This is a genomic window from Enterococcus caccae ATCC BAA-1240, from assembly GCF_000407145.1.
Taxonomy (GTDB): domain Bacteria; phylum Bacillota; class Bacilli; order Lactobacillales; family Enterococcaceae; genus Enterococcus_L; species Enterococcus_L caccae.
Map to the genome: position 1 here is coordinate 271,072 of NZ_KE136472.1, position 20,747 is coordinate 291,818.

At 35.8% G+C, this 20,747-nt stretch carries 22 protein-coding genes; 15 read left to right on the forward strand and 7 right to left on the reverse strand.

Going from position 1 to position 20,747, the window contains the following annotated elements:
• The first annotated feature begins 6 nt into the window (after nt 1-6).
• The 5 genes from ilvB (at nt 7) to I580_RS01235 (ending at nt 7,057) form a co-directional block, all read left to right on the forward strand.
• Nucleotides 7-1,701, forward strand: coding sequence for a biosynthetic-type acetolactate synthase large subunit (gene ilvB / locus I580_RS01215; protein ID WP_010773142.1), 1,695 nt, complete (start codon nt 7-9; stop codon nt 1,699-1,701).
• Between the two features lies 1 nt (nt 1,702).
• Entirely contained in the window at nt 1,703-2,185 is a 483-nt protein-coding gene (ilvN, locus tag I580_RS01220; RefSeq protein WP_010773141.1) for an acetolactate synthase small subunit, read from the forward strand.
• A gap of 54 nt (nt 2,186-2,239) precedes the next feature.
• A complete protein-coding gene (ilvC, locus tag I580_RS01225) occupies nt 2,240-3,235 on the forward strand; it encodes a ketol-acid reductoisomerase (protein ID WP_010773140.1) in 996 nt (331 codons plus the stop codon).
• 90 nt (nt 3,236-3,325) lie between these two features.
• On the forward strand, nt 3,326-4,579 hold the full coding sequence (gene ilvA, locus I580_RS01230) for a threonine ammonia-lyase IlvA (RefSeq protein ID WP_034860484.1): 1,254 nt from the start codon (nt 3,326-3,328) through the stop codon (nt 4,577-4,579).
• A 609-nt stretch (nt 4,580-5,188) separates the two neighbouring features.
• Entirely contained in the window at nt 5,189-7,057 is a 1,869-nt protein-coding gene (locus I580_RS01235; protein WP_010773138.1) for an acyltransferase family protein, read from the forward strand.
• 211 nt (nt 7,058-7,268) lie between these two features.
• Here I580_RS01235 and I580_RS01240 read toward each other — a convergent pair whose 3' ends face one another.
• Together I580_RS01240 and I580_RS01245 are read right to left on the reverse strand one after the other, a co-directional pair.
• Nucleotides 7,269-7,790 carry a GNAT family N-acetyltransferase gene (locus I580_RS01240; protein ID WP_010773137.1) on the reverse strand — a complete coding sequence of 174 codons (522 nt, stop codon included), beginning with the start codon at nt 7,788-7,790 and terminating at the stop codon, nt 7,269-7,271.
• A 24-nt stretch (nt 7,791-7,814) separates the two neighbouring features.
• Nucleotides 7,815-8,642, reverse strand: coding sequence for an NUDIX domain-containing protein (locus tag I580_RS01245; protein ID WP_010773136.1), 828 nt, complete (start codon nt 8,640-8,642; stop codon nt 7,815-7,817).
• 340 nt (nt 8,643-8,982) lie between these two features.
• Here I580_RS01245 and I580_RS01250 point away from each other — a divergent pair, with 340 nt between their 5' ends.
• Both I580_RS01250 and I580_RS01255 read left to right on the forward strand, forming a co-directional pair.
• Entirely contained in the window at nt 8,983-9,534 is a 552-nt protein-coding gene (locus tag I580_RS01250; protein ID WP_010773135.1) for a biotin transporter BioY, read from the forward strand.
• Nucleotides 9,531-9,857 (forward strand): CHY zinc finger protein, encoded by a 327-nt coding sequence (locus I580_RS01255; protein WP_010773134.1) that lies wholly within the window; start codon nt 9,531-9,533, stop codon nt 9,855-9,857. The genes I580_RS01250 and I580_RS01255 overlap by 4 nt, the downstream gene beginning before the upstream one ends.
• Before the next feature lie 358 nt (nt 9,858-10,215).
• On the opposite strand, the gene I580_RS01260 is transcribed toward I580_RS01255, so the two are convergent.
• Nucleotides 10,216-11,403 (reverse strand): toxic anion resistance protein, encoded by a 1,188-nt coding sequence (locus I580_RS01260; RefSeq protein WP_010773133.1) that lies wholly within the window; start codon nt 11,401-11,403, stop codon nt 10,216-10,218.
• A gap of 219 nt (nt 11,404-11,622) precedes the next feature.
• Nucleotides 11,623-12,288 carry a 5-bromo-4-chloroindolyl phosphate hydrolysis family protein gene (locus I580_RS01265; protein ID WP_010773132.1) on the reverse strand — a complete coding sequence of 222 codons (666 nt, stop codon included), beginning with the start codon at nt 12,286-12,288 and terminating at the stop codon, nt 11,623-11,625.
• Between the two features lie 275 nt (nt 12,289-12,563).
• Between I580_RS01265 and I580_RS01270 the strand changes: the two genes are divergently transcribed.
• The 6 genes from I580_RS01270 (at nt 12,564) to I580_RS01295 (ending at nt 16,940) form a co-directional block, all read left to right on the forward strand.
• Complete coding sequence (locus I580_RS01270; protein WP_010773131.1) at nt 12,564-13,256, forward strand: hypothetical protein; 693 nt, start codon at nt 12,564-12,566, stop codon at nt 13,254-13,256.
• A 195-nt stretch (nt 13,257-13,451) separates the two neighbouring features.
• The gene (locus I580_RS01275; protein ID WP_010773130.1) at nt 13,452-14,036 is read left to right on the forward strand and encodes an NUDIX domain-containing protein; all 585 of its coding nucleotides are present in this window, start codon (nt 13,452-13,454) and stop codon (nt 14,034-14,036) included.
• Nucleotides 14,033-14,329, forward strand: a complete 297-nt coding sequence (gene macP / locus I580_RS01280; RefSeq protein ID WP_010773129.1) for a cell wall synthase accessory phosphoprotein MacP — start codon at nt 14,033-14,035, stop codon at nt 14,327-14,329. The genes I580_RS01275 and macP overlap by 4 nt, the downstream gene beginning before the upstream one ends.
• 16 nt (nt 14,330-14,345) lie before the next feature.
• On the forward strand, nt 14,346-15,038 hold the full coding sequence (locus I580_RS01285; protein ID WP_010773128.1) for a 5'-methylthioadenosine/adenosylhomocysteine nucleosidase: 693 nt from the start codon (nt 14,346-14,348) through the stop codon (nt 15,036-15,038).
• A gap of 27 nt (nt 15,039-15,065) precedes the next feature.
• A complete protein-coding gene (locus I580_RS01290; RefSeq protein ID WP_010773127.1) occupies nt 15,066-15,614 on the forward strand; it encodes a cysteine hydrolase family protein in 549 nt (182 codons plus the stop codon).
• A 225-nt stretch (nt 15,615-15,839) separates the two neighbouring features.
• Nucleotides 15,840-16,940, forward strand: coding sequence for a low temperature requirement protein A (locus tag I580_RS01295; protein WP_010773126.1), 1,101 nt, complete (start codon nt 15,840-15,842; stop codon nt 16,938-16,940).
• A 281-nt stretch (nt 16,941-17,221) separates the two neighbouring features.
• Here I580_RS01295 and I580_RS01300 read toward each other — a convergent pair whose 3' ends face one another.
• Genes I580_RS01300 through I580_RS01310 form a run of 3 tightly spaced genes read right to left on the reverse strand, consistent with a single transcriptional unit; the run spans nt 17,222 to nt 18,668 of the window.
• Nucleotides 17,222-17,497 (reverse strand): GIY-YIG nuclease family protein, encoded by a 276-nt coding sequence (locus tag I580_RS01300; protein ID WP_010773123.1) that lies wholly within the window; start codon nt 17,495-17,497, stop codon nt 17,222-17,224.
• The gene (locus I580_RS01305; protein WP_010773122.1) at nt 17,487-18,221 is read right to left on the reverse strand and encodes a tRNA1(Val) (adenine(37)-N6)-methyltransferase; all 735 of its coding nucleotides are present in this window, start codon (nt 18,219-18,221) and stop codon (nt 17,487-17,489) included. Before I580_RS01305 ends, I580_RS01300 begins: the two co-directional genes overlap by 11 nt.
• Nucleotides 18,222-18,251: 30 nt before the next feature.
• A complete protein-coding gene (locus tag I580_RS01310; protein WP_010773121.1) occupies nt 18,252-18,668 on the reverse strand; it encodes a GNAT family N-acetyltransferase in 417 nt (138 codons plus the stop codon).
• 158 nt (nt 18,669-18,826) lie between these two features.
• On the opposite strand from I580_RS01310, the gene I580_RS01315 reads away from it, so the two are divergent.
• The gene (locus I580_RS01315) at nt 18,827-19,447 is read left to right on the forward strand and encodes a lysophospholipid acyltransferase family protein (RefSeq protein ID WP_010773120.1); all 621 of its coding nucleotides are present in this window, start codon (nt 18,827-18,829) and stop codon (nt 19,445-19,447) included.
• 159 nt (nt 19,448-19,606) lie between these two features.
• Complete coding sequence (locus I580_RS01320) at nt 19,607-20,746, forward strand: exonuclease SbcCD subunit D (RefSeq protein WP_010773119.1); 1,140 nt, start codon at nt 19,607-19,609, stop codon at nt 20,744-20,746.
• Nucleotide 20,747: the final 1 nt, after the last annotated feature.

Consider the following 20,747-nt stretch of genomic DNA (forward strand, 5'->3'; position numbering starts at 1 on the left):
AAGCTCATGGCAGAACAACAGAGAAAAATGAAAAATGGTTCAAAAATTTTGATTGATGCGTTGTTGAAGCAACAGGTAGAAATGATTTTTGGTTATCCCGGTGGAGCAGTTCTTCCTTTATATGATGCCTTGTATGACGGTGATATTCCTCATATCTTGACTCGCCATGAACAAGGAGCCGTTCATGCGGCAGAAGGTTACGCCAAAGCGACTGGTAAACCTGGCGTTGTGATTGTAACAAGTGGACCTGGTGCTACAAATGCGATCACAGGCATTGCAGATGCGATGAGCGATTCGATTCCATTGGTTGTTTTCACAGGTCAAGTGATTACGGATGGTATTGGAAAGGATGCGTTTCAAGAGGCAGATGTGATTGGATTGACGATGCCGATTACTAAAAATAATTATCAAGTTCGAGAGACTAAAGAACTACCAAGAATTATAGAAGAGGCCTTTCACATCGCAACAACGGGTAGAAAAGGACCTGTTGTAATCGATTTGCCAAAAGACATAACGATAATGGAAACGGACGTAGAAACTGATGTAAAGTTGAACTTGCCAAGCTATCAGCCAACCGTAAAACCAAACAAACTTCAAGTAAAAAAACTCATGGAGGCTCTAACTAAGGCTAAAAAACCTTTAGTATTGGTTGGTGCAGGTGTTTTACATGCGGATGCTGGTAAAGAATTAGTAGAATTTATTAATAGATACCAAGTGCCAGCATTGAGTTCTTTACTAGGATTAGGGGCTGTTCCGACTGACAATGAATTATTCTTAGGAATGGGTGGAATGCATGGCTCATTTGCAGCTAACATGGCATTGACAGATTGCGATTTGCTAATCAATATTGGTTCTCGTTTTGATGATCGATTAGCCAGTGCACCAAAAGAATTTGCTTCAAATGCAATTATTGCCCATGTGGATATTGACCCAGCAGAAATCGGTAAAATTATAGATACTCAAATTCCGATCGTGGCCGATGCCAAAGAGACCTTAAAAGAAATGCTGAAAATTGACGCAGAATGTATCGATACAACTGATTGGAAAAAACTAAATCTTTCCAGAAAAAGATTACATCCGTTCAAATATGATAATGAACAAAGCGTGGAAATCAAACCTCAGAAAGTAATTGAGTTCATTGGGGAGTTGACTAACGGAGAAGCGATTGTAGCAACGGATGTAGGTCAGCACCAAATGTGGGCAGCGCAGTTTTATCCATTTAAAAATGAGAAGCAACTAATAACAAGTGGTGGACTAGGGACAATGGGCTACGGTGTTCCTGCTGCAATCGGTGCAAAACTGGGCTGTCCAGAGAAAGAAGTCGTTCTTTTTGTTGGTGATGGTGGATTCCAAATGACAAATCAAGAATTAGCTATTTTAAATATTTATAATATTCCAATCAAAATCGTGATTTTAAACAATCAATCTTTAGGAATGGTTCGCCAATGGCAGGAAAGTTTTTTCAATGAGCGCCGTTCAGAATCAGTTTTCGAAACTCAGCCGGACTTTGTAAAAATGGCAGAAGCCTATCATATCAAAGGTGTTAGACTTGAGGATCCAGCAACTGTTGAGTCGGACTTGGTGGAAGCTTTTAAGGAAACTGGTCCCATTTTGATTGAAGTGATGGTTTCACCGACGGAACATGTATTACCGATGGTTCCTGCGGGAAAAGCAAATTATCAGATGCTGGGGGTGGACTAAGATGAGACGTATCATTACCGCAACAGTCAATAATAATTCCGGTGTTCTAAATCGCTTTAGTGGAGTATTAACACGTAGGCAAGTTAATATAGACAGTATTTCTGTTGGACCAACAGAATTAGACAATGTATCACGAATCACGATTGTGGTCCAAGTCGCAGATTTGAACGAAGCAGAACAAGTGATCAAGCAATTAAATAAACAAATTGATGTAATCAAGGTCTCTGATATTACGGATGAGCCGCATTTAGAAAGAGAATTAGCATTGGTTAAAGTAAATGCCCCCGCAGCCGTTCGAGCTGAACTATTTTCAGTGATCGATCCATTTAGAGCAAATGTTATCGATGTCGGTACACGCTCTGTAGTGATTCAAGTCACAGGTACCAGTGAAAAAATCAGTGCGTTCGTTGATGTTGTTGCACCATATGGCATCAAACAACTAGCGCGAACAGGTGTTACAGGTTTTACTAGAGGAAACAACTAAAAACGGGTCTTAAAGCATACGCTTATAAGCATAAAAAATTTGGAGGGTTCAACAATGGCAAAAGTATATTATGATAACTCAGTAGAAAACAATCAATTAGAAGGAAAAACAATCGCAATTATTGGTTACGGTTCACAAGGACATGCACATGCGCAAAACCTTAGAGATAATGGTAATCAAGTAATCATCGGAATTCGTGAAGGAAAATCAGCAGAAGCTGCTCGTAATGATGGTTTTGATGTATTATCAGTTGAAGAAGCATCTAAAAAAGCAGATGTAGTCATGATTTTAGCTCCTGACGAAATTCAAGGAGATCTTTATGACAAAGAGATTGCACCAAACTTAGAAGCTGGCAATGCGTTAGCATTTGGTCATGGTTTCAATATTCATTTTGATGTAATTACCCCACCAAAAGATGTGGATGTTTTCTTAGTTGCTCCTAAAGGACCAGGCCACCTTGTTCGCCGTACTTTTACAGAAGGATTTGCGGTACCAGCATTATTTGCAGTATATCAAGATGCAACAGGCAAAGCGAGTGATGTAGCCTTATCATATGCTAAAGGAATCGGTGCAACACGTGTTGGTGTATTAGAGACAACATTTAAAGAAGAAACAGAAACAGATCTATTTGGTGAACAAGCAGTATTATGTGGTGGTTTAACAAGCTTGATTGAAGCTGGATTTGAAACACTGACAGAAGCAGGTTACCAACCAGAATTAGCATATTTTGAAGTATGCCACGAATTGAAATTGATCGTTGACCTTATTTATGAAGGAGGATTTGAGAAAATGCGTAACTCTATCTCAAATACTGCAGAATACGGTGATTACGTTTCAGGTCCTCGCGTTGTTACAGCAGAAACAAAAGCGAATATGAAAGACGTTTTAACAGATATCCAAAATGGCAAATTTGCTAAAGGATTTATCGATGATAACAAAAATGGTTTTAAAGAATTTAATCAAATGCGTAAAGAAAATGCTGGACACCCAATTGAAAAAGTTGGAGCAGAATTACGTAAAATGATGCCTTTCGTTTCAAGAGAAGACTAAATTAGAAACTAAACAAGAGGCTGAGAAACTAGCTGAATGCTTCCATCTCAGTCTCTTTTTTTATTACATAATAAAGGTGGGGAGAATTTGTTGAAACTAACAAAAGCAAAAGTTGAAGAAGCATACGATACGCTAAAAGATGTAGTAACGAAAACACCATTACAGTACGATTTGTATCTATCGCAAAAATATCAATGCAATGTTTATTTAAAAAGAGAAGATTTACAAAAAGTTCGTTCATTCAAATTAAGAGGGGCGTATTATGCGATTAAACAAACTCCTCATGATATGTTAAAAAATGGTGTTGTTTGTGCTAGTGCAGGAAACCATGCTCAAGGAGTAGCATTTACTTGTCATGAAATGAAAGTTGCTGCTACGATTTTTATGCCAACGACAACACCTCAACAAAAAATTTCTCAAGTAAAATTTTTTGGAGGAGATGAAGTAACTGTAAAATTGATTGGAGATACTTTTGATGCTTCTGCAAAAGCGGCCAAAGAATATGCCCAAACCAATAACCAAGCATTTATTGATCCTTTTAATGATTTAAATATTATGGCTGGGCAAGGAACTGTGGCAGTTGAAGTATTTCAAGAAGCAAAAGAATCTGAATTTCAAGTAGATTACTTATTAGCAGCAATCGGCGGTGGTGGATTAGTTAGTGGAGTTTCAACCTATACCAAAAGTGTCAGTCCTACCACAGCTGTAATTGGCGTAGAACCACTTGGTGCTCAATCAATGCGGGCTGCATTTGATGAAGGCAAACCAGTAATGCTAGATAGTGTGGAAAAATTTGTTGATGGAGCAGCAGTTAAGCAAGTTGGAAATTTAACGTATGAACACGCGCTTGAGTATGTTGATGAACTGGTGGCCGTTGATGAAGGACAAGTGTGCTCAACGATTTTAGAACTCTATACCAAACAAGCAATCGTTGTAGAACCAGCTGGTGCGTTAAGTGTCTCAGCTTTAGAGTTGATTAAAGACGATATTAGAGGGAAAAATGTGGTTTGTATCATCAGTGGAGGCAATAATGATATTAATCGTATGGAAGAAATTGAAGAACGTTCATTGATCTTTGAAGGGTTGAAACATTATTTCGTCATAAACTTTCCTCAACGTCCAGGCGCATTGAGAGAATTTGTAACAGATATTTTAGGACCAAATGATGATATTACCCGTTTTGAATATACAAAAAAAGTTAACCGTGGTACTGGGCCAGTTGTTTTGGGAATTTTACTACAAGATAAAGAAGAACTACCGAATTTACTACAAAAAATGGTAGCATTTGATCCAAAATACATTGATCTTAGCGATAATCCATCATTGTATGCACTACTTGTTTAACTATTAAAAATACGGTAAACAACTACTGGTGAAGCGTGAATGCTACATTAAAGAATCCCAAATAATCAAGGAATAGTTGAAGAGCCATTAACTGACCGATCAAGTCTGAGGTTTTAGATTGAAACACTAGCTTCACTAAAAACAGCAGTCTCACTTTAAGAGGAAATCAAACAGGAACGGCTATTTTTCTGTGGAGGTCAGTATAGATGAACTTGCGTTGTTTGGACATTGAAAAATAGATCGTAAATAACAAGGCAACATGTTAGCTGAGATTGGATAATTTACTTGAGTAACTTCTTGTAAATTATTCAATTTTTTTGTATAAAAAAAATTGTCTAAAATTTACTTAAAAAAGAAAAAAATGGAGAGAGAGTTCTTGCCATTTTACAAGAAAGAACGTATATTTAACTTACTACATTAATTCGGTCAGAAAAACACCGACCGTCAAAGATCATGAGCCCGATAGAAATTTTTTTACACTTCAACAGACCACCTTTTTCTGGTCAAACACGACTTATTTTTTCTATCACCTATCATTTTAATCATGCATCCTTTGTTAAAATTTACTCGAAAAATAAAAAAGAATATTAGTAAAGTTGGAAAATATAAATGAATAATAATAAAAGATTAGAAAATCGCCGTTATATTACCGGGTTCGATGGGATTCGAACGATTGCGGTTGTTGGCGTGATTCTGTATCACTTGTTCCCTAATATAATGCACGGGGGCTATTTAGGTGTCCCTATCTTTTTTGCAGTCTCTGGTTATTTAATTACTGATTTACTTAGGCAAGAATGGTTACAAACTGAAACAATCGATATCAAAAGTTTTTATATTCGCCGTATGAAACGGCTCTATCCAGGCTTAGTTGCCATGCTGGTAGCAGCTTCAGCCTATATTGTATTTTTCCAGCAAGATTTACTCAATAATTTACGTAGTGTGTTTGCCAGCAGTGTATTGTACTATAATAATTGGTGGCAGATATTTAGAGGGTTTTCCTATTTTGATCGATTTACAACACAGTCTCCCTTTACACATATCTGGTCACTAGCCGTTGAGGCACAGAATTATTTGATATGGCCTTTGTTATTTATTGTTCTTAAAAAGTACGTGAAACACAGCGGTAAAATAGTTGGTTTGATTATGGCCATGGCAGTCGGATCGGGTATCTTGATGGCAGTGTTGTACACTCCAGGTGCAGATCCAACAAGAGTTTACTATGGAACGGACACAAGACTATTTTCAATCTTAATGGGAAGTGGATTAGCTTTTGTTTGGCCTAGTTTTCGTTTGAAAGAGGAAATTCCAGTAAAGGCCAAGAACTTACTAAATGGAGTGGGCATTGCCTCATTAGTTGTCATCTTGATGTCCTTCTTGTTTTTAGCAGACCATCTAGCTTTTGTTTATTACGGCGGAATGTTTATTGTCAGTATTTTTGCTACGATTCTAGTGGCAGTCACAGCTCATCCAGGGGCTGATTTGAATCGTTGGTTAACGAATCCTGTATTTACCTGGTTTGGAAAAAGAAGTTATGGGATTTATCTATATCAATTTCCTGTTATGATCTTTTATGAAGCGAAGATAAAGAATTTGAGCGATCATGTATTTTTACATTCATTGATTGAGATTGCCTTGATTTTAGGAATCAGTGAATTGTCATATCGATTTATTGAAAAACCCCTAGGGAAATTTTATTATCAATACACTTGGTTTGCTATTAAAGATTTTTTCCGCAAACCGTGGGTCACTGTACCAAAGATTACCGCGTTGATTAGTGTAGTTTTGTCTTGTTTTGCTCTTTTTGCTCTTGCTATTGCACCTTCAAATGAAGTAACTGCTGACCAAAAGCAACTACAAAAGAATATTGAAACAAATAAAAAGAAGGCAGAGCAAAGAAAAGCTGAAGAAAAAGCCAAAAATGAAGGTAAAACTTCAGATTCAACAAGTCGATCAACTCAAGTACCAGAAACTAACTTCGATTTAACGGTGGAAGAAGTTAAAAAAGCACAAGAAATGGAAATCACTGCTTTTGGAGATTCGGTCATTTTAGATGCTGCAGCTGGATTGCAAGAAATTTTTCCTAAATTAATCGTTGATGGTGAAGTCGGCAGACAACTTTATACGAGTACACCGATTATTGAAAAATTAGATAAAGAAAAGTTATTAAAAGAGAACGTTTTAGTTGGTCTTGGAACGAATGGTTCCTTTACTGAGGCTCAATTTGATGAGTTCATGACAGCAATCGGTTCTAAACGAAAAGTTTATTGGATCAATGTTCGTGTCCCAACACGTAGATGGCAAAATGAGGTCAATGCTATGTTGGAAACGATGAAAAAGAAATATAAAAATCTGGAAGTTATTGACTGGTATGGTTATAGCAACGAACATGATGAATGGTTTTACGATGATCGGGTTCATCCGAATGTAGATGGTCAAGTGAAATATTCAAGTTTTATTGCAAAGCAGCTTGTAAAATAAATATTAATGAGGATGGAGCAAAACGGATGTCTAGTTTTATTCCATCCTCTTACTTTATCGTAAAACTGACATCCAGTGAATAATTAGCAACTATGTTTAATACGAAAAAAACTAGTTAGTAAAGGCTTTTTTTATAGCTAGAAGAATAAGAAAGGTCCAATAACTAAAAACACTGAAACAAATGTCCTATGATTTGTTTCAGTGCTTTTAGTTAGCTTAGTATCAATTGATATGCGATTCGATCACCATCCAGAACGGGTAATAAAATTTCTCCTTGATAGTTGAAACCTGCTTTTTTTATTAGTCGTTGCATTGTGTCATTTTTGGGGTGTGTGTCGATTCGAACATCTAGATAGTTATTTAGTCTAGCAGTTGTAATGAGGTAATTCATTAAAAGCAACGCTAAACCATTACCTTGATAGTTTGGATCAAGAGCTACACGATGGATTGTCGCATAAGGTTGATTAGTTTTTTGCCACTGGCCATTTGTGATTTGTTCATAAGGGAGTTCAATATCAGTTGAAAGAATCCCCAGACCTGCTATTTCATGGTCAACAATTAATACATAACATTGTTGAACTAAGATATCTTGCTCTAGTTGCTCTTTACTGGGACCATCACCATTTTGCCACTGCGGAATATTTTTATCATGGAGGAGTTGTCTTGCAGAGGTAATAATTTCCATGATTTTATTAAGATCGTTGGGTACAGCTTTTCTTAAATAGACAACCATATTATTGTCCCTTCTTATTGGTAATTATTTTTTGTATGAATCTTCTGGTCTCAACTGATATATTTTTGAAGGTCGACCAATCCCTACAGGCCGTTCCCCAATCTCTTCAAAGTGATGGAGCATTGCTTTTTTAAAGTTGGAGTGATCGATCGTTTTGTAATCCACACCAGAAAACTTAGCAAAAACTTTGCGTGCTTCTGTGATTGTAAAGTCATTGCCTAAAACTTGAAGTACTTGGGGATCATGCTCCATTTTATTGGCTACTCGATTGAATGCTTTTAGAATGATTTCACTATGGTCAAAAGCTAGAGTATCTTTCCCAGTCGAAGCTCCTGTGTTGAGATCTAGAATAATTTCCACATCACCATTAGTAAGAGCTAGGATATTTTCTTTTCGATCCATTGTAAACCAGCGAACTTCTTTTGCATCATCGCCAGCTATTAACGGCTCTTCACCAATAAAGGCTAGATAGCTAACAGTCACGACCCAGCCACGTGGATCACGATCAGGTCGGCTAAAACTATGAAGTTGTTCAATATTATCTTTAGAAATAATTACGCCAGTTTCTTCTTGTGTCTCTCGTAGAACACTTTCTCCAGTGGATTCATTTCGATTTACAAACCCACCAGGTAAAGCCCATGAATTTTGATAGGGATGACCTTTTCTTTTGATTAGTAGGATTTTTAATTGATCTTCTTCTTTGTTATAGCACATCAATACAATATCTACAGTCAGAGAAGGTTTTTCGTATTCAGGAAGTTCTTGTTGATGGTACCATGTCAAAAACTTAGCTTCATCCGCTTGTTGTTCGTAATATTGTTTTTCTTCTTCCTTAGAATTAAAGTATGTCAAGTTATTCATCCTCTCTACATTAGATAAAAGTACTTTTTACTTTATTGTATCATTATCAACAAGAAAAACAACTAAAGACTATGAGTTCGTGAAAGAAAAAGGGAATATTGTTCGGATAAAATCTATAGACATACAGATGAATAATGATAGGATTTTCTTTCTCCAAGAGTTGTTTGTAATAAAACTTCATAACAAGGTGTGAACAATATGAATAGAACCATTGAATCAATAAATAGATATTTTTTATTTTAGTTAACTATAAAAAAAAAGAGGTTGACATTAGTGGTGTAACATAGTATTTTAAAATTATAAAATATTATTAATAGTTTGGAGAGAACGAATGAAAACGAAAGATATCACGAAAATCGCTATTATGATTAGTATTATTATTGTTCTAGGATTTTTTCCGCCGATACCAATTGGTTTACTACCAGTACCTATTGTGATTCAAAATGCCGGATTTATGCTTAGTGGTTTGCTACTGGGAAAAAAGAATGGAACGATTGCAACATTGCTTTTCCTAGTACTTGTAGCTATTGGTTTTCCTGTACTGGCTGGAGGACGAGGAGGGGTCACGGTTTTTCTTGGGATTACAGCGGGGTATCTTTTTGCCTATCCTTTTGCAACGTTTTTAATAGGTTGGGCAAATGAAAAGTTCAATCCTAATAATCAAAACGTTATATATGCTTTTGGAATCAGCTTCGTTTTTGGTGCATTATTTATTGATCTTTGTGGAGCAATTGGGATGACGCTATTATCTGATATGAGTTTATCAAAAAGTTTGATAGCGAATCTAACATTTATCCCAGGAGATACGGTCAAAGCGTTTTTAACTGCTTTTATAGCACAAAGAATTTCAAAATCTCTTAGTCAAAGGAGAGTAAATGGATGAAAATATATGGTGCAACGATTGATAATGAAGGACGATGCCTGCATTATCAATCGTCCGTGGATATCGTGGCCAATAAATGCTATTTTTGTAAAAAATATTATGCTTGTTTTCATTGTCATGATGAACTAGAAGACCATCTTTTTTCAGCTTGGCCAATCTCAAAGGATTCAAATGAAAAAATAGTTCTTTGCGGTGTTTGTCAAAGTGAAATGACAGCCAAAGACTATCAAGAGCATGCTAAATGTTTAAATTGCGGGCATTTATTTAATCCTGGTTGCTCATTACATAGTCAGATTTATTTTTGTTCATCAATAAGAGCTTGAGATAGAAAGGAGCAATCTGGAAATAAGTGAGTCATGATTTTTCAACCATTTTTACGTAGTTATTGGGTGAAAAAAGTGAATGACGAACGGATGTTGGATAGTCTCTACTTACTTATACGAGCTAGGCGCATTTATCCCAGTTTTTCCTATGATAAGTCAGATAGAAAATAACTAAGGGGAGTTCAATTATTGTAGACTGATGCTCGTAATAAATACCTCTCATACTCATTTGTTTTTAGAATCAGAAAGTAAAGTTAAACTTCTTTTCATTCTTCATAATAAATCCAAAAAAAGAAAATAGAGGAGGCTGGGACATAACTCTACGAGTCACATCCCGGCCTTCTCTATTTTTAGTTTATTATTGAGTGAGCTCTAATAATTTACTCTTTAAATCTTGTTCCATATGACCCAATTCGATTTCAGCAGCACGGCGTTTTTCTTTACCTTCTTGCTGAATTCTCAAGGTTTCTTGGATTGTTTCAACTAAATCATTTTGTGTTTTTTGTAGAGTTTCGATGTCAACGATCCCGCGCTCATTTTCTTTAGCTGTTTCGATTGCAGAGATTTTCAGCATTTCAGAATTTTTCTTTAACAGGTCATTCGTTGTTTCAGAAACTTGACGTTGCGCAGTAACCGCATCTTTTTGACGTAAAAGTGTCAAAGCAATCACTACTTGGTTTTTCCAAAGTGGAATTGCGGTGTTGATAGATGCTTGAATTTTTTCTGCCAAAGCTTGATTTGTATTTTGAATCAAACGAATTTGAGGTGCTTGTTGGATCGTGATTTGACGTGCTAAACGTAAATCATGCGTTCGTTTATCTAAACGGTCTAAAAATTGTGTATAGTCATTAGCAATTTGAACATCCATTTGATCACCAGATTCTTCAGCTTTTTTCATGGCCTCAGGGATGATCGTGGTTTGTAATTCTTCCATTTTTAATTCGCCAGCCGCAATATAAATATTCAATGCATCAAAATAGTCTTTATTTTTATTATATAATTGATCCAGCATTAAGTTATCTTTCAAAAGACCATTTTTTTCGTGGTCTAATTTTATCGATATTTTATCGATTTGGGCCCCGATTTTTTGATATTTAGCAGTGATCTCGAAAACTGATTGTTTTACCTTACCAAGCATTTTTGAAAAGAAATTTCCTTCTCCAACTCTAAGCTGATCAGGATTAGCTTCGCTTAAACGGTACATTAAGTCAGTTAAAGAGTCGCCAACTGGGCCTATGTCTTGTGCTTGGACATGGTTTAACATTGATTGCGAAAATTCACTTAATTTCGTTTGGGCGGCAGAGCCATAAGTAATCACAGCTTGCGAATCTTGAACATCGATTTTTGAAGCAAGTTCTCTTGCTTGAGCTTGTCTGTCTGCAGGTAATTTATCGACTAAGCGATCAGCTACTTGCTGATCTTGCAGCGCAGAAATTTCACTTTGTTGCGTTGTTGTCAGCGAATCAACAGGCGTTGAAAAGGGATTATTTAATAAATCATCCAGCGTATCATTTACTGGTGTTACATCTTTTTGATTATTTTCCATTATTGGTCCTCCTAAATTTAAAAGCTGAAAGAGCTTGATCAGATTCAACACAAAGAGAGATAAAAAATAACGGATATGCATTTGTCTTATTTATTTTTATCTTTTTTCGGAAACCTCAATATTCAGAGTTTTAATTCTTTTGAATTGATGAGATTGAAACTGAGCGTAGTGGCTAGCCTGTAAAGCTAGATCATATAGTAGCTACAAAATTTCTGCAGACTATTCCTGATTATTACTACTTTCATTATCTCTTTTTAAGCTGTTTTTAGCAACAGAAATCTCAACATCTAAGTCTTCTAAATCTTCTGCTACAAACTGTTCGTAATCTTTTTTGATCAGTTTTGAGACTTGATCAATGATTTGCGCACTTTCTTCTAACTTTTCATATGTTTGTTTGTTTTTAATCTCATGAGCGTCTATTTCTAAGTACTTGCTCGTTAAATCAACTAAGTTTGGTAAATGCGTGTACAGAAAGTGATTGGCCAAATGCAATTTCTTTGGTTCTTTCACTAATTCTTTAAAGAGCGCTTTTGAAACTTTTAATGTATCATTACGCAAATCGATTGCTCTTAATTTAGTAGAGGCATTCATATTCTCTTGTAATCGAACGATTTGTCTCTTAGTACTATTCATTGTATCTCGGAAAAAGTCGATCTCTTGATCGGTCATCCCTAATTGTGCATAGTGTTCTTCTTTGGTTTTTGTAAGATTAGGTAATGGATTTTCCGTTTTTCTCGTTTTTTTCTTTGACCCAACAAAAAGTAAAATCAGTGCGATCAAAAGAACCACAGCAATAACTGGTGTGTGGATATCAGTAACAAGGCGCAAAATCAAACCTATTAAAAGTAAACCTGCAACTATTTTGATACTGTTTCTATTTCTCATTCAAGTTCCCTCCAATCATTCATTCCATCGGAAGCGACGAGCCTCCGCTACATAAGTTATTTTAGCACATTCTTATGTATAAAGAATATCAGTCCAAAGGTTGATTTTGATATTTAGAGAAAATGTAAGAATTGGCAAGGGAAAATCGTGTTTTTTCCTACTTTAGATGTAGTGTGAATGAAATTGTTCACAAAAAAGTCAAAAGAAAAAAGAGAAAAAATTAAAAACGTGATGTATAATAGAAGATAACGATTTTGGTAAAAAGGAGAAACATTGTGAAGAAAATAAAAATCATAACGATATTTTTAATAGGATTGTTGGTCACAGGATGTTCTTCACATAAAGTGGAGGAAGAAGAAGATTTCGACGTTTTTAGAGATCAAACTAGTTCAAGCATTGAGGAATCAAGTTCATATGGTGACGATGAAGTATTTTATGAACCTCGTGATAAAACGACAAATGATACTGTTGATGAAAAGACTTCAGCGACAGAAGAACCTAAAGAACAACCTAAAGATCCAAAAGGCAAAATAGAAGTTATTAAGACTAAAAATGGCAATTTTAAAATAGAAATGACAGATGGCTGGCAGACAGTTGAGGCAAAAGAGTTGAGTGATAATGCTGATGTCAGTTTGAAGAATGCCGTTAATGAAGAATATTACATGGTTTTAAGTGAAGCTAAAAAAGGTTTTGACAACTTCGATGGGTTCAAAAACTCGGTTGATTTATCTGACTTGGGAGAGACCAAAAACGAAAAAAAGGAAGAGATTAGCTATCATGATTTAAAAGGAGAACGCCGTATGTTTACAGCGGTTAAAGATGGCGTTGAAGTTTATTATATCTATGATTTAATGGAAGGAAAAGATCATTATTTACAATGTATCAGTTGGACTTTAGGTAGTAAGAAAAGTGCTAATGAAGCTGATTTAATTAAAATCATGAACTCTCTAGTCGAATTGGAAAAATAAGAAAAGAATCAAAAATCAAGATATTTAGAGAGTAGTAAGACTGATTTTAGTTTTATTTCTCTCTATTTCTTCTGAAATGATTTAAATAATCGCAAAAATCTCTATTTAAGGTCTATAAAGGATTCACAAAAAGATCGATAAGTGATAAAATTTCAAAATTGAGGTATTATATCCATAGAAAGATTGGTGAACTGCATGATGAACTTCAAAGAGTTTGAAGAAAAGACGATTTCTAGAAAAGAGATATTTAAAGGTCAGATCATTGACGTTGTTTTAGATGAAGTCCGCTTACCAAACGGTGAAACAAGTACCAGAGAATTAGTTTTCCACCCTGGCGCTGTGGCAGTCATTCCGATTACAGCAGATAACAAGATGATCATGGTTAAACAATTTCGTAAACCAATGGAAAAAGTCCTTCTAGAAATTCCAGCTGGAAAGATTGATCCTGGTGAGCAGGATCATCCGAAAGAAACTGCAGAACGGGAATTGGAAGAAGAGACTGGTTATCGTGCGGATACATTTACGTTTGTAACATCTATGTATGTTTCTCCAGGTTTTGCAAATGAACTCCTTCATATTTATTATGCTGAAGATTTACAAAAAGTTCCCGATCCTCGTCCTAAAGATGATGATGAAATTTTAGAACTATATACCTTAACCTTAAATGAAGCAAAAGCAGAAATTGAAAGTGGCTTGATTTGTGATGCAAAAACAATTTTTGCTGTACAATATTGGGAATTACAACAACTGAAGAAGCTGTTGAAGGAGGATGGACAATGAGTAAAGGTCCGCTGATTACTCGGACGGAATTGCGGAAACGAAAAGAAGAAGAAGAGAAAGCCGCACAAAAACTATTTGAGCAAGAACAAAAATTAGCGGACAAAGAGTACCGTAAAAAGGAAAAAGAAATTTCTAATTTTTATCGAAAAGAGCATAAAAAACAAAAAGAAATAACCAAGTCACGTTCAAATGAGCAAACAAAAATTCGTGAACGCAGTAATACGTTAACTAAAGCGATCATTGTTGTGGCGATTTTGTTAGCTATTGTAATATTTATAGTATTGAATTTATAGAGAAGAGGATGTCACAATGAAAATTGGAATTATCGGTGCGATGGATCAAGAAGTGAAAATTTTAAAAGAAGCGTTATCTGATACTCGATCTTGGGAAAGAGCAGGTGCATTATTTATTTCAGGTTCTTTGGGACGTCACGAAGTAATTGTTGTTCGTTCTGGAATAGGCAAAGTGTTGTCTGCTGTAACCACGACGTTATTGATTCATCAATATGGTGTAAACATGGTGATCAACACAGGATCTGCTGGTGGTATTGGAAAAGGTTTAGCGGTTGGGGATGTAGTGATTGCAGATAAACTAGCCTATTTCGATGTAGATGTGACAGGCTTTGGCTACGAACTTGGCCAATTACCTGGCATGCCTTTGTATTATGAATCCAGCGAGTATTTAAAATCAGAAATGAAAAAAGCTGCTGAAAAAACAGGAATGTCGATTCATCATGGATTGATTGTAACGGGAGATTCCTTTGTGAATGATAAGGAAAAAGTGAAGGACATCATCACTGAATTTCCAGAAGCGCTAGCGTGTGAGATGGAAGGCGCGGCTATCGCTCAAGCTGCAGCACAATTCAATATTCCATTTTTAGTGGTTAGAGCGATTAGCGATACTGCAGATCATGAAGCTTCTCAAACGTTTGATGAATTTATTGAAGAAGCAGGAGAAAAATCTGCTCAAATGGTGATTCATTTTGTAGAGCACCTTGTTTAGGCCATTATACTAATTGGAGGATCTGGAATGAAAGCGTTGATTTCAATTGATTATACGAATGATTTTGTTGCAACGGACGGGGCATTAACGACTGGTGATGCAGGACAAGCAATTGAGCAATCACTCGTTGCTGTGACTAAAATGTTTACTGAAAATAAAGATTTTGTGGTTTATGCGGTTGATCGGCACGAGCAAAATGATCCCTATCATCCAGAAAATGCTCTATTTCCAGCCCATAATCTCGCGGATACGATCGGTCGAAAACTGTATGGAAATCTTGCAAAAGTTTATGAGGATAGTCGTGAACAAGCAAATGTTTATTGGCTTGACAAACGTCATTATTCAGCTTTTAGTGGAACTGATTTAGATATTCGTTTGCGAGAGAGAAAGATTTCAGAAGTTCATTTAGTCGGTGTTTGCACAGATATTTGCGTTCTACACACGGCTGTGGACGCTTATAATTTAGGCTATAAAATTGTTATCCATAAAAATTCTGTTGCAAGTTTTGATCCAGTGGGACATGAATGGGCTTTAACGCATTTTAAACAAACACTTGGTGCAGAGATAGTAGAATAAATAGAAACAGACTAAGAATAGAGGGTAAACCCTGTACCGACCCCAAAAAGTTAGATTTTTAGGTCTAACCTTTTGGGGTCACTACACTTATCAACGGGTGAGTTCCCCTCTATTCTTGGTTTGTTTTTTTGACGACAAAAAGACACTATTTTTGTATTAACTAGGCAATCACGATTATAATAAAAATGAACGACGATAACTATCAATCAGAATGGAAGTGATCGAATGCAGGTGCTAAAAAAAGAGGTTTCCGAGTTCGAACTGTTTTATGATTTGATTTTTGCCTATGCAATTAGTCGCATTGCATCAATTTTATTTGTTGGTGCAAATCAATTATTTTCTTTCCAAAGTTTAGGTGAATTTTTGATGTTGACACTGGTCTTTTGGACCATTTGGACCTATCAAACAGTTTTTGCTAATCGCTTTTCGATCAAAAATAAAATCAGTGCATTATTTTTATTTTTTGATATGTTTTGGGTAATTGTTTTGGCTCAATCGATCAATGTTGATTTTGAGAAGACACATTTCACCTTCGCGGGAGCGACTTCGATTTTATTTTTCAGTATCGCTTTACAATATTATTTAAAAATGAAAAGTACCGAAGATCTTGTGGTAAAAAAGTTATGTTATCAATTAGCGATTGTTTTATGTGCAAGTGGATTGATTGGATTTATTACTATTTTACCGTGGGGAGCATATGCTATTCGTTTTTCTTTGTATGCGTTTTCTATTTTTATCACAGCCTTTTTCCCAATTGTCATGAAAAAAGCTTTAGAGGATTTTCCTACAAATTTTGGGCATTTGACGGAACGGTATAGTCTGTTTACACTATTATTGTTCGGTGAAGCCGTGATTGCTGTAGCTAGTACGATTGTTTTTAATAAGATAAGTATTGGTAGTGTTTTGTTCTTTCTATTTGTTGTCGTGATGTTTCTTTTTTATAATGCAGTTTACAAGTCAGGAATCGATCGGCAAAAATCAACGGCGGGTTTAGTATTGATCCATTCTCATTATTTTATTTTTGTGGGTCTAGGCTTATCAATCGTTTTATATGAAAATTATGTGAATGGTGAGATCCAACCGCTCTTTTTTTCATTATGTTTGGCAATAAGTTTGGTTTGTTTCTTAGGTGGAACGCTTGCCAATATGATTATTTATAGTAAACGAGAGCATAACTATTTACCATTCATCAGTAAAAGTGTTCTGTATTTTGCTGCTTGGGTCGTGGTAAGTTTATTGTTAAAGGATTTTATGATACCATTTTTAGTTGCTAATAGTACATTCTTACTATTTTTACTTTATAAGGTCAAACAAGAGCTAGTATAGATAATCGTCCAAAAAACGCAGTCGAAAGAAGCAGATTGCGTTTTTTGGACGATTTGTTTTTTCATATGGATATAATCATTTTTATCTTCTCTTATATCATTGTTTTTTATTTGAAACACTAAGAGGGAATAGGATTTTTCTGCTAATTTAGCTGTAGGAACTTCGATTTGCTCTGAGATGAAAACCATTTTTTTCCAGTTGCTTCATAATAATTTCTGACAAGTTTCTTTTTAAAGGTAGGAAAATTTGAGCAGCATCTGTGTTAGTGAATGGCCGCATTATTAATCCCATTCTTTAACTCCCTGTTCTTGCAAATAAGTGATTTTCTGTTTTCTCGTTAATTTTTTAAACGCATATTCTGCTTTGGTTGCTTCGCTACGGTTGCTAAATACTTCAGTATGGATCATTTTGGCAGGTAAACGAGAAGGAAGCCGCGTGTATTTTGCTCCAGTACCACTATTGTGCTCTTTTAAACGCCGTTCAGGGTCTGTGGTATAACCGCCATAAAAAGTGTCATCTTTACAATATAAAACATAGAAATAATGCTCAGTTTCCATATAGCATCGCCTTCATTTCTGGTGAGTATGTATTTTGTTCATCATAAGTAAATAATGGAGGTAATATACGAAACCCTTCTCTTTTCCCTTGCTTGATTCCCTCTATTAATAATGTGTTGGCTTCTTTTCCAGGTTTAGGATAGACAAAACGAATGCGTTTGGGAGCGATGTTCGCTGATGTCATTGCATGTAAAATATCTAAAAAACGATCGGGACGATGGACCATTGCTAAACGACCGTTTGTTTTTAGCAGTTGTGCGGAGACTTCGATTACCTCTGTAAGTGTAGTATGGATCTCATGACGTGCAATTGCTAAATGAGGGTTAGGATTTTTTTGACTTGTCGGCAATTCCTTAAAATAAGGTGGATTACATAAAACTAAATCGACGGAGTCAGGTTTGACCACGGTTGTTGCTTGCTTTAAATCGAGTTCTACCATTGTCAATTGTTCGTCTAAATGGTTCAATTGAATACTTCTTTTACCCATATCTGCTAAACGTTCTTGCAGTTCGATTTGTGTGATTTGAGCGTTGGTTTTACGACTTGCAAATAATCCAACGGCACCATTTCCAGCACAAAGGTCAACGATGGTACCGTTTTTGGGGTATGCAGGGAAATTTGCTAATAAGACTGCATCAATAGAAAATGAAAAAACTTCTTTGCTTTGAATGATTTGAATATCATCTGCAAATAATTGATCGATTCGTTCGCCAGGTAATAACATATAAGGTTCATTCCTTTAATTTTTCTTGGTTTAAACGCGTTTGACTAAGTAATATTTTGTTGTACCAACAAAAGGCGTATCAGCTAATTGTCCAAAAACGTGATAGCCATGTTTTTCGTAGAATGTTTTTGCTTGATAATCTTGAGTATTGATCGTAATGAGGTCAGAACTTTCTTGCAGTGCGAATGTTTCAGCTTTTTTAAGTAATTGGCTGCCGTAACCACGACCACGATACGCTTTCTTGAGCGCCAACAATGAAATATGTGTTGCGTTCATCCATTTATTCGCTGTGATTCCACCGATATATTGCTGCTCATCATAAAGGGCTATAGAAAAGCTTGTATTTGATTCAGCTGGAATATTTTTGACCTCTTCTTGATTTTTGGAAAGTAAGACAATCAAGTTGGCTTCATTTTCATTTTTTGCTAATGGTTTAAATTCGATCATAAAAGGGCGCCTCCAGTTTTTATAACACTCTTTGGTGGAACGAAAGGTATCCTTATATTATACTACGATTAAGATACAGAAGAAACCTTTGAAAAAGACTTGTCAAAATCATTTGTTTTCGGCATACTTATAGCTAGTAAAAAGAAAGGAAGAAGAACATGTTTTTTACGTTTATGCGTGGTGTTGTCCGTGTTGTTTTATTTATTATAAACGGCAATGCACACTATGAAAAGAAAGACCGTATTCCTCAAAATGAAAATTATATTTTAGTTGCTCCTCACAGAACTTGGTGGGAGCCGTTATATTTAGCTGTGGGTGGATCACCGAAGAAATTTAGTTTTATGGCGAAAAAAGAGCTATTTAAAAATCCGTTCCTAAGCTTTATTTTAAAACATGCCAACGCATTTCCAGTTGATCGGGAAAAACCAGGTCCAAGTGCAATTAAAACGCCTGTTAAAACATTGAAAAATACTGATTTAAGTTTAGTGATGTTCCCAAGTGGTACTCGTCATTCTTCTGAGTTGAAAGGCGGAGTAGCATTGATTGCAAAAATGGCTAAAGTTAAAATAGTTCCGGCCGTTTATCAAGGACCACTGACATTGAAGGATCTGTTTAAGCGTCGTCGAGTGACTGTTCGGTTTGGTGAGCCAATCGATGTTAGTGACATTACTAAGATGGATAAAGAAGGGATTGCAGAAGTTGAGCGTAGAATGCAAGCGACTTTTGATCGTTTAGATGAAGAGATCAATCCTGACTTTAAGTATGAAGTGAAAGAATAGAAAATTTAGCAGTACCATGATCCGTTTGAGCTTGTGTATGACTCGAAGAGTTATATTTCAAGCTTTTTTTGTTTTCAGACAATTTCTATACGTTTGAACCATATATTTCTCTGTAAATTTGGTATAATAGTAAGAAGGACTTTTTTAGGTGGTGGAAAAATGCGTTTTTTACATACAGCAGATTGGCATATTGGCAAAAAATTACATGGCTATGATTTATTAGAGGAACAAGCAGATGCATTTCAGCAGATTCTCACGATTGCCAAAGAGGAACAAGTGGATGCGATTGTTGTTGCGGGCGATCTATATGATCGATCAGTTCCTTCAGTCGAAGCTATCGAGGTATTCAATCGAATGATCGTAGAAATGAATTTACAAGAAAAATTTCCCGTGTTGGCCATTTCTGGAAACCATGACAGTAGCACACGTTTAGAAACGGGGGGACCATGGTTTGTTCAGTCGAATTTCCATTTGAATACTCGTTTAGATCAAGCGTTCCAACCAGTAGAAATGGGGAATACTCAATTTTTCTTATTGCCCTATTTTGAACCGATTTCAGCTCGATTATTTTTTGACAATGAAGAAATTCGGACAATTGAACAAGCAATGAAAGAAGTCGTTACAGCAATGAAAAAGCAATTCAAACCTGATATGTCACACGTTTTAGTTAGTCATTTTTTTGTAGCTGGTAGTGAAAAATCAGATTCAGAAACCAAACTGATGGTAGGAGGATTGGACACGGTACCGTTGTCATTGCTAGAATCCTTTGACTATGTGGCATTAGGGCATTTACATGGAAAAAATGCTTTACAAGCTGAAAATGCGCGTTATAGTGGATCGCCTTTAAAGTTTTCATTATCAGAAATGAATCAGAAAAAAGGCGTTTGGATCGTTGACACTCAAATAGATGAAACAACATTTGAATTTAAAGAAATCGTACCATTAAGAGACGTGATGCAAATAGAAGGTAGCTTTAAAGAGCTGACGATGCCAAGATTTTATGAGTCGATCAATCGTGAAAATTATTTACATATTCAATTAACAGATCGTGCAGTTATTCCTAATATGATGAATCAGCTACGTCAAATTTATCCACGAGTGATTGGTGTTGAGCGATTATTTGGTCGAGAAGAGCAACAAAAAAACAATCAAACAAAAAAAGAAATCAAAACCATAGCGCCAACAGAATTAGTTGATCAATTCTTTTCAGAAGTAACAGGAGAAGAGCTTACTGGTCAACAACAGGTGTGGGTCAAAGAGAAACTTGCAGATATTCATCAAGCAGAAAGAGGGAAATAGG

Excerpts from the sequence above, each read along its gene's own strand:
- ilvB (WP_010773142.1), top strand. The coding sequence starts at position 7 with ATGGCAGAACAACAGAGAAAAATGAAAAATGGTTCAAAAATTTTGATT.
- ilvN (WP_010773141.1), top strand. The coding sequence starts at position 1,703 with ATGAGACGTATCATTACCGCAACAGTCAATAATAATTCCGGTGTTCTA.
- ilvC (WP_010773140.1), top strand. The coding sequence starts at position 2,240 with ATGGCAAAAGTATATTATGATAACTCAGTAGAAAACAATCAATTAGAA.
- I580_RS01235 (WP_010773138.1), top strand. The coding sequence starts at position 5,189 with ATGAATAATAATAAAAGATTAGAAAATCGCCGTTATATTACCGGGTTC.
- I580_RS01240 (WP_010773137.1), bottom strand. The coding sequence starts at position 7,790 with ATGGTTGTCTATTTAAGAAAAGCTGTACCCAACGATCTTAATAAAATC.
- I580_RS01250 (WP_010773135.1), top strand. The coding sequence starts at position 8,983 with ATGAAAACGAAAGATATCACGAAAATCGCTATTATGATTAGTATTATT.
- I580_RS01255 (WP_010773134.1), top strand. The coding sequence starts at position 9,531 with ATGAAAATATATGGTGCAACGATTGATAATGAAGGACGATGCCTGCAT.
- I580_RS01260 (WP_010773133.1), bottom strand. The coding sequence starts at position 11,403 with ATGGAAAATAATCAAAAAGATGTAACACCAGTAAATGATACGCTGGAT.
- I580_RS01265 (WP_010773132.1), bottom strand. The coding sequence starts at position 12,288 with ATGAGAAATAGAAACAGTATCAAAATAGTTGCAGGTTTACTTTTAATA.
- I580_RS01275 (WP_010773130.1), top strand. The coding sequence starts at position 13,452 with ATGATGAACTTCAAAGAGTTTGAAGAAAAGACGATTTCTAGAAAAGAG.
- macP (WP_010773129.1), top strand. The coding sequence starts at position 14,033 with ATGAGTAAAGGTCCGCTGATTACTCGGACGGAATTGCGGAAACGAAAA.
- I580_RS01285 (WP_010773128.1), top strand. The coding sequence starts at position 14,346 with ATGAAAATTGGAATTATCGGTGCGATGGATCAAGAAGTGAAAATTTTA.
- I580_RS01290 (WP_010773127.1), top strand. The coding sequence starts at position 15,066 with ATGAAAGCGTTGATTTCAATTGATTATACGAATGATTTTGTTGCAACG.
- I580_RS01295 (WP_010773126.1), top strand. The coding sequence starts at position 15,840 with ATGCAGGTGCTAAAAAAAGAGGTTTCCGAGTTCGAACTGTTTTATGAT.
- I580_RS01300 (WP_010773123.1), bottom strand. The coding sequence starts at position 17,497 with ATGGAAACTGAGCATTATTTCTATGTTTTATATTGTAAAGATGACACT.
- I580_RS01305 (WP_010773122.1), bottom strand. The coding sequence starts at position 18,221 with ATGTTATTACCTGGCGAACGAATCGATCAATTATTTGCAGATGATATT.
- I580_RS01310 (WP_010773121.1), bottom strand. The coding sequence starts at position 18,668 with ATGATCGAATTTAAACCATTAGCAAAAAATGAAAATGAAGCCAACTTG.
- I580_RS01315 (WP_010773120.1), top strand. The coding sequence starts at position 18,827 with ATGTTTTTTACGTTTATGCGTGGTGTTGTCCGTGTTGTTTTATTTATT.
- I580_RS01320 (WP_010773119.1), top strand. The coding sequence starts at position 19,607 with ATGCGTTTTTTACATACAGCAGATTGGCATATTGGCAAAAAATTACAT.